The sequence below is a fragment of the Microcystis sp. genome (assembly GCF_048564745.1).
GTDB classification, from domain to species: Bacteria; Cyanobacteriota; Cyanobacteriia; order Cyanobacteriales; family Microcystaceae; genus Microcystis; species Microcystis ichthyoblabe_A.
Map to the genome: position 1 here is coordinate 1 of NZ_JBLZRT010000034.1, position 13,676 is coordinate 13,676.

The window sequence follows — 13,676 nt, forward strand, 5'->3', positions numbered from 1 at the left end:
GGCGTTTGAATTGTTCATCTGATAAGTTTTGATAATCCATAATTTTGCTAATAAACATAGCAAAATTATAGATGATTTCCTGACCTAAGATCACATTTTATTCTTTTTTCCACTTCAATCTAAGAATTGAGAAAAAAGCAAGACATTATATTATACCATAAAAAAATTATGCAAGAGGTCTAATAAAGTTGGGGGTCATTCCAGAGGATTGAGGAGGTCAAGTCTTTTCTTTGGATGGGTAAGGTGGATGCTGCTATCTCTTGTGCGCGAAGGATGGTCAGAGCCGCAAGTGGAGAATTTTATTATTTATTTGAACAAGCATAAACATCGAATTGTCAATTATGGTTATTTGCAGGCAGAGGGCATTTCGATTGGCTCTGGCTCTGTTGAATCAAAAATTAAACAAATTGCTCATCGTCTTAAAATTACTGGTGCAAGTTGGGAATCTGGTAATGTACCGCAAGTCCTTCGTCATCGCTGTGCTTATCTAAATGGTTGCCTTTTTTAACTTTTTTATTGATCTCATTAAGCATTTCTACTTATTGCAAAGGTGAGATGCTCCCAATCCTCCCGCTCTAAAAATTCTTTGAGGTCTTCCTTCAATGGAGTTTTTGTCTGTTGTAAATATTCTTCTAATGGCTGAAAAAAAGGCGGAAAAGGCTGCCAATTTTTATAATCGATAGATACCTTTTCCACTCCATCCGTCGCCACACAAATAAAGGCAACTGGCTCGGTTAAAACTTTTATTTGCATATCCTCCAAAGCATTACTAGAAGCAACTGTGTCCTCTGTGTCTCTGTGGTTCGTTCCACTCACCCACCGGCGTTACCGTATCTTAGAATACATTTTAACCACAGAACCCATCAGAAAAGATATCTTTCCCTTAAGCTGAACGCGGGATTTGATTTTTGACTATTAGTCGCAGGGTTTGTTGCAATTCCTCGCGACTGTGAATTTCCTCCAGACGGTGAACCGGAACACCTCGATCGAAGAGAATTAAAGTAGGCAGACTACGCAGACGAAAACTATTAGCTAATTTAAAATTATTATCGGCATTGACACCGACTAATTGAATTGCATCTTGACACTCATTTTGCCAAGAAAAGAGGGTGGGTTGGATTAAACGACATAAACCACACCAAGGTGCCCAAAAATACACGAGAACCGGACGAGAAGACTCTAAAACTAGCTTAGGGAAGCTCTTTTCGTTGACAGATAGTATCATGTCTAAACGTATTTTATGAAAATTTTATTTTGATATAGAAGCCATTCTACACCAATCGGGATCAACAGGAAAGGGGTTGGGAGCAAAATCACCAATAAATTTTACTTGTTGCTTGCATTAGCCAAGGATGCGCCCACCAGAGGAGTAAAATAAACCCTGTTACCCCTAGATAGGCAGGACGAAGGAATTCTTGCCATTTTAGACTTTGCCGACCATCGATAATTGCTAAAAAGGGGACCACTGAGGTGCGTTCTTTGATCTTTAAAAATGCCTCTCCGTAACGGTCTTCTAACCGGCGATCGCCATGCCAGACGGCAAAAAGATGATGAGCAATTAAACCTAGGGAAGTTAATAGGGTAAAGCTTGTCCCTAACCAGAGGGTATGGGCAATACACCAGATCACCTGTCCTACCATCTGGGGATGACGGGTAACGCGCAGAATGCCGGTTTCGTAGAGATGAACCTGGGGTTTTTGGATAGCGGCGATCTCCAGCAGGTTAAAGGTGGCAGGATAGAGAAAGAAAAAAGAAATGGCCGAAAGTATCCAAACTAGGGTTTTTACTCCGGTTACTCCCTGTACTTGCCAGAGAAGCAAACCATCATAACGATGATTGAAGAAATAAACTACTAAAATTACTGCTAGAGGGATACTCACAAGGGCAAATAATACCCGATACAGTCGCGCACCGATGATGGCTTCTCCCCGCATTCGTAAACTGGCTAATCCGCTATGGGCGACAGCAAAACCCAATAATAAACCTAACATGACCCAATGACTAGCGAATGCCACTTTTACCCTCTTGATTGACTAAATTTTTCTCCGAACTCTATTTTAAAGATTGATGGTTAATTTTTCAGCCCCCTTTTTTTGTGTTGCCAGTATCGGGGATTCGGGGCAAAATAAAACTATGCTTCACCAAAGCAACTCCCAAGAATATACCCAGGGAACTATCTAATTTTGCAACTTTTTAGGTAATATGTCTTATCCCCAAAAGCGATTTGTGATGGTCTGTCAGCATTCTTCCTGTTTGGTGCAGGGTGCGTCCGAGCTTCTTTTAGCATGGCAAACGGCAGCGCTCCCAGAAGATGTCATCGTTATGACCAGTGGTTGTCAAGGACAGTGTAGCACTAGCCCCACGGTGAGGATTATTCCTGAAGAAACTTGGTACTGTCGTGTTAAACCAGAGGATGTCAATCAGATTGTCGAAGAACATTTAAAAAACGGTCAACCGGTCGAGCGTTTACTCCATCCACGCATTCACGCTCAATAGCAGTAAACTCGGTCATCAATTTTTAGACTATGCTTCACAATAGTCTTTTGCTCCTAGGTTAACCCCTGTGAATGCCTATGATTGCAATCTGGAGACTTAATTCTCGGATAATACATTTGTTTTAAGTAGGTAGGCGTTAAAAATTATCAGACACCCCCCTTATCAAGGGGGGCAGGGGGGATCGAACCTAAAATCCATTTTTAATTTAATTATAACCAGCTACTTAAATGATCGGGTTCCTTTCGGGATTTCCGAAGAACAAAAAAGGGGACTTAGCCCCTTTTTCTGGATTAGTTAGTTATTTTTTCGGCGATAACATCATCATCATGTTACGACCTTCTTTTTTTGGTGCTTGCTGTACCTCAGCTACATCCTCTAAATCCTTGGCCATGCGAGCCAGTAATTCTTCCGCTAGGTTAGAGTGTTGAATTTCCCGACCTCGGAAGGTAATCGTCGCTTTTACCTTATCTCCCGCTTTTAAAAAACGTTGCGCTTGGTTGACTCGCACGTTGTAGTCATGCTCATCGATTTTATAGCGCATTTTAACTTCTTTTATATCGGCTGTATGCTGTTTTTTCTTGGCTTCGCGGGCTTTTTTCTCCTGTTCAAACTTGTACTTACCATAGTCCATAATCCGGCAAACGGGAGGACTTGCCGTTTCACTGACGAGGACGAGATCAAGTTCCTTTTCTTCGGCCACGCGCAAAGCTTCGGCAGGAGTAATAATTCCCAGTTGAGAGCCGTCGCTATCGATAACGCGGATTTCGGGAAAGCGGATTCTTTCGTTAATTTGGGGGAGATCGCGAGTAGTGCGTCTTTTATCTATCACAGGCGTTCTGGGTTATCTCTATTCTAGTTAGTTAATCGGTTGGAGTTTACAAAATGGTTTACTTGCTATTCTACCTACTCGATCGAGTTTCTTGGCCAATTGTTAAGTTTTCTTGCAATGTTAATTTTTAGCCGCCGGTCGTCAGCCCCCAGCCGTCAGCCAGATAAGCTGTTGTCTATGGGTTTTGTCAGACTAAGACCCTATACTCTCAGGAATCGATCGGTAAGGTGCGTTCTCCCTCGTTGCAGCAGGTAACGCACCCGACAAAATCGGCGGCATCGCACTACCCCTGTAAACCAATGTCTAGATTATAGTAGGACGGTATCAGGCGAAAGCTGAGAAGATTGTCCAGTATGGTTAAATGTCGCGCTGATGTTTTAATATTACCTATCGCCTAAAACTATGATTACTTATATTAAAATTCATGGCTTTAAATCCTTTCATAATTTTGAAATGGAATTTACGCCGCTTACTGTAGTTGCTGGGGTTAATGCTTCTGGTAAGAGTAATTTATTTGATGCTTTGCAATTGTTGGCGCGGTTGGCAGAAGTAGATCTGAAGACGGCTTTTAGCGAGCAACGAGGACATCCTAGCGAACTTTTTACCCAATATGATGAGGACGACTACGCCACGGAAATGGAATTTATAGTTGAAATGTTAGTCAATCGCAAGGTAAAAGATAATTGGGGTGGGGAAGTCGATCTTAAATATACAAGGTTGCGCTATCAATTAAAAATTAAACGAGAGTCTAATATAAGTGGATTTGAAAACTTGTATATTGTTGATGAACGTTTAGAAAATTTAAAGCACAATGAAGATAATTGGGTAAAAAATTATATTCCTAAGACAGTATTGGAAACTTGGCGACCAAAAGTAGTAACGGGTAGGAGAGCGATTCCTTATATTAAGACTGAAGATATTAATGGTATTGCTACCATTGTTGTACCTCAAGACGGTCAACAAGGAAATAAAAAAGTATTTCCCGCAAAAAACGCATCACAAACTGTTTTAAGCAGCATTAATACTATAGATTTTAAACATATATTAGCCGCCAAACAAGAAATGCTGAGTTGGAAGTTTATGCAGTTTAATCCCGAAGATCTGCGAGAACCTACGCGTCAAGATATGGGCATCAGAGATACAATAACAGCAAGCGGAAAGAATTTAGCCGCTGCTTTATTTCGCATTAAACAAAATGATGAATATACCCTCACAGCAATTTCCCGTGATCTCAATAATCTGCTACCGAATCTTACAGAAGTTAATGTTTATGACGACAAAGCAAATCGACAATTTATTATCAAGGTAAAAGGTGATGATGGTCGGGAGTTTTCTTCGAGAGTGCTTTCCGAAGGAACCCTACGTTTATTAACATTATGTGTCCTGCAATACGACCGACAACACACAGGATTACTGTGTTTTGAAGAGCCAGAAAATGGCATTCATCCTTTTCGTATTGAAGCAATGGCAAGATTATTAAAAGAGCTAACTGTCGATTTTAAAGATACTGAAATGCCTTTACGCCAAGTAATAGTGAACACTCATTCTCCAGTTCTGGTGAGTCAATTAATTAATTGGCAAGATGATGAAAATGTCAGCATTTGGCTTTCTCAACTTACCACTATAATATCCACTATTGAAGGGAAGCGAATTAAGATGAAAAGCAGTAATTTTCACCCTGTTATCAAAGAGAATAAAAAGCAATTAACCTTTTTTTAATACTAACTATTGATTAGGCGACTTACCATCTCTACCATTCGACATAGGTTTAAATTTTTAATCTCTTCCTGAATTTGATCGATTGAACTTTGAGAATCATCACTACAGTAAGCCAATTGAACTTTCTTTCCCTGCGGATCGGTTAATAGGGTGATCAAGTCTCGATCGCTCGACACCTGATAATCTATATAGATGCCTTTTCTATCTTTGGTGGGAGTGAATTTACATGAATAATAGTTATCCTGTTTACGTTTGTCCGATGCTTGTCTAGCCAACAAGTTTTCGATTAACAAACAATCGGATTCTTTATGTTGCTCGTCGTGACTATGCTTTATTTTGCCTATTTTGCTTAAATCCGCTTTACTGTGAGTCTTGGAAACATAAGGATAAAGCTCCGCTTTAGAATTATACGGGATAGGTAAAATAATAAATCCTTTCTCCTCTTCCTCTTTGATCGCCTTTCGAGGAATATCGGCATTATAGGGAGTTAATAGGATAGCTTGTAATTTATATTTGAGTTTACTGGTGACATGATCGGCAATTTCTCGTTTTAAAATATCTCTAAAAGTTGTAATTTGTTCGATAGCTGTACTCGTGGAATTTTTATTAGTTCCCTTCATCTCGATAATTGTCAGCAGAAGTAAGTCATTCTGAATAAAAAGAGATAAATAATCAGGTCTTTTCTGCTTTTGATTTCTAACGAGAGGATCCTTCTGACGATCAGTTTTAAATAAAATACAAACGGAATCTTTTTCTGGCTTGGTAATCCGAAAGCTGACACCGCTTTCGGGTGGAGCGATCCGATTGGGTACGGTACAGAAAATAAGCAAATTTTCTAAAAAGTTAAATTTTTGCCAATCGAGTTTATTCTTCTTCTGAGGAACATCCTTCTTCGGTTTCTTGGTTTTGTTGTCCTGCTTCATAAATTGCAAAAAACTTTTGTTGAATATCAACTGATACATCGCTGAGAGTATCCCAACGAATACCGTATTCAGGGTCGTGTAAAGAAAGTAATTTATTATTTTTTATTTCATAGGCGCTAACCTGTTCCATTTTAAGAAAAGCTCGGCTATCTTGCAGATAAAGCAATTTAGCTTGTTCGGCTAAAAGTTCTGGATTTTGGTGATTACCATTAACGATATTGTTAAGATGAGCCATCAAATAGGGGCTATGAGTCGTCAATAAAATTCTAACTCCTAAATTTACTAAAATCGCTAAAGATTCTAACAATTTTACCTGAGATTCTGGATGTAAGTTCATTTCAGGCTCATCGATCACCAGAAAATCCCCCGATTTTGCTCGATAGCGTAAATAGAGTAAAAGCGGGGCTAATTGTTTAATAGACGAGGAAGCATTATAAAGATCGATTTCTAAACTTCTTTTTACCGAAACTTTAATTTCTTTGCCTCCGAATTTAGTCTTTTTAAAGATTGTTTTATTGTTATTTTGAATATACTTTTCAATTTGATCGGCTAATTTTTGAAAATCATTTTTATTTTTGGCAATGGGATCGGGCTTATTTTCTAGTTCTATGTCAGTTAAAAAATCTAAAAAATCCTCTACTGGTTGAGGATAGCGAATATCTCCCTGTTCTTTCAGTAACTCTAACTGCTTATCTCGATTAATAAGTCCTTGTATCAATGGCTCTCGATTAATACGTCCTCGTATCAATCGCTCTCTCTGATTCTCTTTAAGTAGCTTATATCTTCTATTGGCCAGCATTTTATAGGTATTTATAAAAGCGTTTCTTTCGGCGGGTAAAGGAATTATATCGGAAAATGAAAATGTTACAACACCAGCAACAAAATCAAGAAGAACCATGTTTTTATAATCATAAATTTCAGCTTCTTTTTCTGGATAAAATAAAATCTCATTATTGTTGTCGCTTCGCTCGATTTTCTTGATTCCAAATGAAGCTAATGAATGGCGATACTCAATTATATCCGCTAAAACTTTTTCTATAGCTGTTTTAATATCATCTTCGGAAATTTCGATACTGAATTTCGTTTTTTCAAAAATTTTACCGCTAGAATCTTGGAAAAAAGATTGTAGTTTTATCCCGCTAAATTCAGATGCGGACTTTTGAACAATTTCGGATATAACATCATAAAAACGTCGGTCTATTTTTAAAGACCAATGATCGGCTTGATTTGTAAATTCTATTTTTTCTAAAATTTCACTAGAAAAAAAAAGGCCGTCACGATGATTAATCCATAACCCATAAATCGAGTAGGCGATATAAGTTTTATTAGAATTATTCGGGCCAATAATAACGGTTAGAGGCCGAAGATCCACTTCTGCCTCTTTAATACTACCTAAATTCAAGAGTTTGATTTTCATCATAAAAACGAACACTCCGAATACAGACCCTTATTTTACCCGATTCGTACTCGCTTGCGCCGATTCTTTAGTTTTATCTTCAAACGCGACCTTGATCGAGAAACGAACAGCGATCGCTTTCTGAGAAAAAATTGATCGCCAACCGACAATCCAAAACGCTGTCATTACCTTTCTAAAGCAACAAGCTAGTGGTTAGCTGATCACTGAAAGCTCCTTAAATATCTAACCTTTGGTAGATGCTATTAAGATGATTTAAGTGCTGCTGGGGATCAAAGCAACTTTCGATCTCGTCGGGGGATAAAATAGCGGTAACTCGCTCATCTTGGCTGATAAAAGCTTTAAAATTGCCGTTATCGGTGTTCCAAGCGCGATGGGCGTTTTCTTGGACGATTTTATAGGCAGATTCCCGGCTAATTCCCTTACTCACTAAAGTTAAAAGAACTCTTTGACTGAAAATCACGCCACCGTAAACATTCATATTTCGCTTCATGTTTTCGGGATACACCAGCAGATTTTTGACTAAATCGGTGATTTCCTTAAGCATAAAGTGGGTCAAAATGCAAACATCTGGCAGCATCACCCGTTCTACGGAACTATGGGAAATATCTCTTTCGTGCCAGAGGGCGATATTTTCTAAAGCGGAAACGCTATGACTACGGATAATTCTCGCCATTCCCGTTAAGCGTTCTGAACGGATGGGATTACGTTTATGGGGCATAGCGGAGGAGCCTTTTTGTCCTTTGGAAAAGTATTCTTCCACTTCTAGGACATCGGTTCTTTGCAGGTTGCGAATCTCCACGGCAAAACGTTCGATCGAAGCCGCTAATAAGGCTAATTGTTGCACATAATCGGCGTGTCGATCGCGCGAGATAACTTGAGTGGAAGCGGTATCCGGTTCTAATCCTAACTTCTGACAGGTTAACGCCTCAATTTTGGGGTCAATATTGGCATAGGTTCCCACTGCACCAGATATTTTACCGATGGCGATGTCTTGGCGCAAGCGAATTAAACGATCGCGTCCTCGCAGCACTTCCGCTAACCATCCCGCTAGTTTAAAGCCAAAGGTGATCGGTTCGGCGTGAATGCCGTGGGAACGTCCCACCATGACTGTATAACGGTGTTCTTGGGCGCGATAACGCAGGGCTTGAATAAAATCTTCTAATTGTTCTAAAATCAGGTTTAAACTGGCGACTAATTGTAAGGACAGGGCGGTATCTAATACATCAGAACTGGTTAAACCCAAATGAATATAACGCCCCGGCTCGCCCACATATTCGTTAACATTTGTTAAAAAGGCGATGACATCGTGGCGCACTTCTGCTTCTATTTCTAAAATGCGATCGGGATCAAAATTAGCTTTTGCCTTAATTTCTTCTACTGCATCCCCGGGAATATAGCCTAATTCTGCCTGCGCTTCACAGACGGCTATCTCTACCTCTAGCCATGTTTGATATTTATATCTATCCGTCCACAAATTCCCCATCGCAGGGAGAGTATAACGCTCGATCACTATTAATTCTTCCAAGACAACCGTTTAATTGTATCGGATCGGGGTAAGTCTGGGAATAGGCAGGGGGCAGCGGGGAGTTTTGTTTTCCCCACTCCCTTTTCACCGGTTAGTGTTTTAGGTTCGATCCCCCCTTAATCCCCCCTTGATAAGGGGGGCATCTGATAATTTTTAACGCCTACCTACTTATCTTGTTTAATTTAGCTTGAATCGAATCCCTACCCCCTTGCTTCAACCCATGCTCGCATTTTACCCGGATTGTTCAATCCGTAGGGATCGACGAGTTGTTTAAATTCTAGTTGCAGGGGATTAATCTGTCTGCTGCCGCCATCTTCCATGATATAAGTGTGAGGATTGGCAATAGCTGCCCCCTGTTGTTCATAGATAGCAATAATCTCATTTAATCGAGTTTCTGTGGTAAATTCTAGCAAGGGAAGACCGGCGGGAATAACTTTACCTTGAAATTTCAAAAATTCTAGGTGCATCATTATTTCCTCCCCAAAATAATTATAGAGTTTCTCCACCGTGGCTAGATTAAAATAGAAAGCCTGTAGATAAGTTATTTTGGGGTTAAAACTACGCGCATGGAGAGTGGTATGATTCCAAGTAAATTCTAAGATACTGTTGCCTTTTTGGGTTTCTTCTGGCGTTTTATAGTAAGTAAGTTCACCATTATATTCTTTAATTAAAGATTCTAATGCGACTCGATCGCTGTCCGATACTATTAACAAAACTGCCGCTTTTCCCGTGGGTAAATAATCCTTAAGAGCAGTAAAATAAGCGGGAATTGGCCAAGAGTGAACACTAACCATTTTCTTGACAATGCCATCACTATCACTAAGAGCTTGACCAAATTTAGCGGCGGTGATAAAATCCGCAAAAGTAACGATAAATTCTGCCCAAGGATAACAGGGAGCGAGGGCTATTTCTAACTCGGTAATAATGCCATTGGTTCCGTAGGCATGATTGACTTTTTCTACCTCATCCCCCCGTAGTTCGATAATTTTTGGTTCTGTTTCTAGGGTGACTAACTGCACTGCTTGCAGATTGCCCCTATCCTTCAATTGTCCATAATTAATTGAACCCATGCCCACACTGCCACCCCCGATAAAACCGCCAATTGTCGCCGTCCGATAGGTAGAGGGAGCCATTCTTAATTCCCAACCGATTGCGCGAGCTTGTTTATCAAAAAAGGCCATTTTTACCCCCGCTTCTACCCGTGCTGTACCCGGTTCGATCGAGATAATTTTTGTTAGTTTGGTTGTGTCTAAAATTACTCCTCCCCGCAAGGGAACACATTGACCATAATTACCTGTACCCGCACCTCTAACTGTTAAAGGAATTTGGTATTTAACGCAGGTTTTAGCGATGTCGATAACTTCTTGGCTATTCTGGGGACGAATGACTAAATCAGCCCGTTTATCTTGCAGTTGTGTTTCTAAAATGGGACTAAAATGATAATAATCTAAGGAAAGTTTCGCCACTTGCCCCGGATCGGTGATAATTTCCAGATGGGCAAGTTCTTGAATGAGATTTTGATAGTTAGATTTCATGGTTAGGTATTAGTGTAAAATTAGTTTCCTAGTCGAGATGACAATTCAGTTAAGTAGTCGTGCAAAATTAATTTCTTGGTTAGGATAGGCAAAAGGCAAGAGGCAAAAGGCAAAAGCTTGATCGAAATGTGTAATTAATTTTGCTTAGGTACTTATCAGTTATCAGTTATCAGTTATCATTCATAATTCATAATTCATAATTCCCCCATTTCTCCATCATCTTACACCCTACACCCTACACCCTACACCCTACACCCTACACCCGTTCGGCTGAGCTCACGGCCGAAGCCTACACCCCACACCCTACACCCTACACCCTACACCCCAATCAGCGATCGCTGGATAAGAAAAAATTAAAAACCGATCGCCTAGGCGGTCGGTTTTACTAAGAAGTATAAACTTTTATTAACTTTGTTTGCTGAGAAACTGTTGAGCTTGTCTAAGAGCGGCAGCGCCGATATTGAAGACAGCCCAGCCACCAGCAATAAGCAAAGGGGTTAAAACGATTAACACTCTCCAGTCCATAGATTTCCTTCTCCTCGGTCAGTGCTTAAAAGATTGTTACTTGATTCTCATTTTATATTTATACCCTAATCCGCCCGTTTTGGGAATCCAGTATCAGTACCTTTTCCCCCATGAACAAGGGCAAGTTTAGCATAGCGCTCGGCGTGTTCGATCAACTCTTGAGCCTCCTGTGGCGACACTTCCCGGACGCGTTTAGCGGGAATGCCCACCACTAAAGATCGCGGTGGTATATCTTTTGTCACAATACTACCCGCCCCGACAATACTACCCGCCCCGACGCGCACACCATCGAGAATCACTGCCCCAATGCCGATTAAACAACCGCGCTCAATATGGGCTGCGTGAATTACCGCCCGATGCCCGATGGTAACGTAATCTTCAAGGATAGTAATTTTGCCCGGATCTCCGTGTAGGATCGCCCCATCTTGGATATTAGTATAGGCCCCAATTTCGATGCGTTCCACGTCGGCACGCAATACCGCCCCATACCAAACACTCACCCCCACAGCTAGGGAAATATCGCCTATTACCGTGGCATTGGGGGCGATAAAAGCCGCTTGACTGACATCGACAAGGGGCCAGAAATTAGAAGTTGATCTTAAGTTATCTAAAGACATGAAAGGATCTGCACTAAAGTCAAAAGAGAATACCCGTCCAATTTGGTTGGGTATAATATGGGTAGGATTATTGGTACAAAGATAGCAATTTTTAGTTTAGGTTCTTCCATGATCAATGCAAGTTTACAATACCCTGTTTTTGGCCCCGATATCCATTGTCCTCACTGTCGGCAGCTAATCCCCGCCCTCACTTTGACGGATACCTATTTGTGTCCGCGCCATGGGGCTTTTGAAGCCGATCCCAAAACGGGTGAGTTGGTTCACTTGCAGTCAGGACGGCATTGGCGACTCTGGAATGGTGAGTGGTATCGTCAACACACCCACCCGGATGGTATTCGTTTTGAGATTCACGAAGCACTCGATCGCCTCTATACTCAAGGATTTAAAGCGACTAAAGTAATTATTGCCAAACGTTATCGGGATTTAGTTAGTTCCTACCTAGAACGTAACACTACTTGGCGCGGTAATGAACCGGGTGAAGCCACTATTCCCCGTCTCTACGGTTTACCGGTAGAATTTAGTCCCGATACCCCCGATGAACCCTGTTGGGATGTAATTAACTTTGATCTGGAAAAAGAACCGGGGGTTCCCAAACGTTATCCCTATTTTCGTCTTTTTGACTGATTACTGATCACTGAAAATGCACCATGCTTCTATTCGGACGGCTAATATCCATCGGGCGATCGCTTTTTACCAACTTCTCGGTTTTACCCTAGAGGAAAGATTCACCACGGGTTATACTTTGGCCTGTTGGCTAACAGGATTAAACGGACGCATCGAATTAATCCAAATTCCTCAACCGAAACCCGCCCCCGATGCCTTTAGCGATCAGCATTATGTCGGTTATTATCACTTGTCTTTTGACCTAACAGAAAATGTCAGCAATCTACCAGAATGGTTAGAAAAATTAACAAATAAATTTCAGCAAGCCCATCAAGAGGATGCCGATTTATATCAACCTTTAAACATTCTTTTGCCCCCCCAACAACAGATGATCGGCGATCATGTCTATGAAGTCACTTTTATTGCCGATACAGACGGTTTACCCCTAGAATTTATCCGTCGTTTAACCTAAAAAGATTGTCCCACTTCTAAGACTTTTGTTTGGCCGTTACGAGACAAAATAACCTGTTGATTACCAACTTCCACTAAAGTCCAACCATTGATAAATTCCCCTGGAGAAATACGGGTAGTTATGCCCTTATTATCAAATAAAGCTGTAGATCGATCACCTAAATCCATCACCCCCACCAGAATATTTTTCACCTGATTATTGGTAGGAATAACCGCTGCTACTGGTCGATTTCCTTGGGGAGCAGCTGGTAATGGTGGTGCAGAAATGTCGGTATTTGAGGGTGTAACTGGGACAAGTTTGGCAGTAGTTTCAGGGGTTTGGGGATAAACAGGAACGTAAATTCTTTCTATGATCTGGGGACTATTATTAACCGGTAAATTAGCGGGTGGTGCTGGTGGAACTGGCACTACTGGAGAAGGGTTATTTTTGGCAGCAGGATTGGGATCGGGGGATGAAGTTTGACCTTGGCGATCAATAATAGCAAGGGATGATTGCAGATAGGCAATAAATTTTTGATCTTCTTGGGAAATCGTACCATTTTGAGAGATAGGGGCATTTTTTTGACTGATTAGCCATGCCACCACCCAACCTAGATAGATGCAAGCAATAACAAAAATAAGTTTATCTAGGGGCATTCTGGGATTTTCTTCATAGCCCGCCGGCATATTTGTTTCACTCCTTGATCGCTGCTGTCGTTTCGATTTTAACAGGATAACACTCATTTATTCTACCTCAATTTTCCTTTTTAACTCAGTGACGGATTTTGTTCACAATGTAGGGGCGAACCGCGTTCGCCCAAAAGGTACATTATCAAAGCGCAAGTCCCTAACCTGTTGGCGGCTGTTTGTAAGTGTGAGTTAGGTATAGATGCTTCTTAAAAGTTGCCAAATATTAATCAAGTCAAGGAGAATTTATTCTCAATTTTTATAATTGAGAAAGTTTTTGATGCTTAAATAAAGAGGTTTTGACAACCAAATTAAAGCATATCTAAAGAGTTTTGAGTTAAAAGTAAAAC

15 protein-coding genes and 2 pseudogenes are annotated in these 13,676 nt (G+C 40.7%); 5 read left to right on the forward strand and 12 right to left on the reverse strand.

Features of this window, described 5'->3' with window-relative positions:
• Positions 1-192: 192 nt before the first annotated feature.
• Positions 193-508, forward strand: a pseudogene (locus ACOCD9_RS05910) (ISKra4 family transposase); the annotation flags it as partial.
• Positions 509-525: 17 nt separating this feature from the next.
• Here the strand turns inward: ACOCD9_RS05910 and ACOCD9_RS05915 are convergent.
• The 3 genes and pseudogenes from ACOCD9_RS05915 to ACOCD9_RS05925 form a co-directional block, all read right to left on the reverse strand.
• Positions 526-780, reverse strand: a pseudogene (locus ACOCD9_RS05915) (protein phosphatase 2C domain-containing protein); the annotation flags it as partial.
• Between the two features lie 103 nt (positions 781-883).
• Positions 884-1,225 (reverse strand): thioredoxin family protein, encoded by a 342-nt coding sequence (locus ACOCD9_RS05920; protein ID WP_016514592.1) that lies wholly within the window; start codon positions 1,223-1,225, stop codon positions 884-886.
• Between the two features lie 88 nt (positions 1,226-1,313).
• Positions 1,314-2,015: an NnrU family protein gene (locus tag ACOCD9_RS05925; RefSeq protein ID WP_419546737.1), complete on the reverse strand. Its 702-nt coding sequence runs from the start codon at positions 2,013-2,015 to the stop codon at positions 1,314-1,316.
• Positions 2,016-2,202: 187 nt separating this feature from the next.
• Between ACOCD9_RS05925 and ACOCD9_RS05930 the strand changes: the two genes are divergently transcribed.
• Positions 2,203-2,496 carry a (2Fe-2S) ferredoxin domain-containing protein gene (locus ACOCD9_RS05930; RefSeq protein WP_002753074.1) on the forward strand — a complete coding sequence of 98 codons (294 nt, stop codon included), beginning with the start codon at positions 2,203-2,205 and terminating at the stop codon, positions 2,494-2,496.
• A 298-nt stretch (positions 2,497-2,794) separates the two neighbouring features.
• Here ACOCD9_RS05930 and infC read toward each other — a convergent pair whose 3' ends face one another.
• A complete protein-coding gene (gene infC, locus ACOCD9_RS05935; RefSeq protein ID WP_002736104.1) occupies positions 2,795-3,325 on the reverse strand; it encodes a translation initiation factor IF-3 in 531 nt (176 codons plus the stop codon).
• A gap of 402 nt (positions 3,326-3,727) precedes the next feature.
• On the opposite strand from infC, the gene ACOCD9_RS05940 reads away from it, so the two are divergent.
• Positions 3,728-5,044, forward strand: a complete 1,317-nt coding sequence (locus ACOCD9_RS05940) for an AAA family ATPase (protein WP_287704232.1) — start codon at positions 3,728-3,730, stop codon at positions 5,042-5,044.
• Between the two features lie 2 nt (positions 5,045-5,046).
• On the opposite strand, the gene ACOCD9_RS05945 is transcribed toward ACOCD9_RS05940, so the two are convergent.
• The 7 genes from ACOCD9_RS05945 to ACOCD9_RS05975 all read right to left on the reverse strand — a co-directional run bounded on the left by ACOCD9_RS05945 (position 5,047) and on the right by ACOCD9_RS05975 (position 11,586).
• The gene (locus ACOCD9_RS05945; RefSeq protein WP_419546740.1) at positions 5,047-5,967 is read right to left on the reverse strand and encodes a hypothetical protein; all 921 of its coding nucleotides are present in this window, start codon (positions 5,965-5,967) and stop codon (positions 5,047-5,049) included.
• On the reverse strand, positions 5,909-7,387 hold the full coding sequence (locus ACOCD9_RS05950) for an AAA family ATPase (RefSeq protein WP_419546742.1): 1,479 nt from the start codon (positions 7,385-7,387) through the stop codon (positions 5,909-5,911). Before ACOCD9_RS05950 ends, ACOCD9_RS05945 begins: the two co-directional genes overlap by 59 nt.
• A gap of 27 nt (positions 7,388-7,414) precedes the next feature.
• Positions 7,415-7,549: a hypothetical protein gene (locus tag ACOCD9_RS05955; RefSeq protein WP_002747389.1), complete on the reverse strand. Its 135-nt coding sequence runs from the start codon at positions 7,547-7,549 to the stop codon at positions 7,415-7,417.
• 49 nt (positions 7,550-7,598) lie between these two features.
• On the reverse strand, positions 7,599-8,894 hold the full coding sequence (purB, locus tag ACOCD9_RS05960) for an adenylosuccinate lyase (RefSeq protein WP_002735353.1): 1,296 nt from the start codon (positions 8,892-8,894) through the stop codon (positions 7,599-7,601).
• A gap of 215 nt (positions 8,895-9,109) precedes the next feature.
• A complete protein-coding gene (locus ACOCD9_RS05965; RefSeq protein ID WP_287704226.1) occupies positions 9,110-10,444 on the reverse strand; it encodes an FAD-binding oxidoreductase in 1,335 nt (444 codons plus the stop codon).
• A gap of 405 nt (positions 10,445-10,849) precedes the next feature.
• On the reverse strand, positions 10,850-10,969 hold the full coding sequence (locus ACOCD9_RS05970) for a photosystem II protein Y (RefSeq protein WP_012265998.1): 120 nt from the start codon (positions 10,967-10,969) through the stop codon (positions 10,850-10,852).
• A gap of 65 nt (positions 10,970-11,034) precedes the next feature.
• Entirely contained in the window at positions 11,035-11,586 is a 552-nt protein-coding gene (locus tag ACOCD9_RS05975) for a gamma carbonic anhydrase family protein (protein ID WP_046661832.1), read from the reverse strand.
• A gap of 108 nt (positions 11,587-11,694) precedes the next feature.
• On the opposite strand from ACOCD9_RS05975, the gene ACOCD9_RS05980 reads away from it, so the two are divergent.
• Both ACOCD9_RS05980 and ACOCD9_RS05985 read left to right on the forward strand, forming a co-directional pair.
• Entirely contained in the window at positions 11,695-12,210 is a 516-nt protein-coding gene (locus ACOCD9_RS05980; RefSeq protein ID WP_419546755.1) for a TIGR02652 family protein, read from the forward strand.
• A gap of 16 nt (positions 12,211-12,226) precedes the next feature.
• A complete protein-coding gene (locus tag ACOCD9_RS05985; RefSeq protein WP_287704223.1) occupies positions 12,227-12,661 on the forward strand; it encodes a VOC family protein in 435 nt (144 codons plus the stop codon).
• Here ACOCD9_RS05985 and ACOCD9_RS05990 read toward each other — a convergent pair.
• Positions 12,658-13,326 carry a hypothetical protein gene (locus tag ACOCD9_RS05990; RefSeq protein ID WP_419546757.1) on the reverse strand — a complete coding sequence of 223 codons (669 nt, stop codon included), beginning with the start codon at positions 13,324-13,326 and terminating at the stop codon, positions 12,658-12,660. The two genes, ACOCD9_RS05985 and ACOCD9_RS05990, sit on opposite strands and share 4 nt — an antisense overlap.
• Positions 13,327-13,676: the final 350 nt, after the last annotated feature.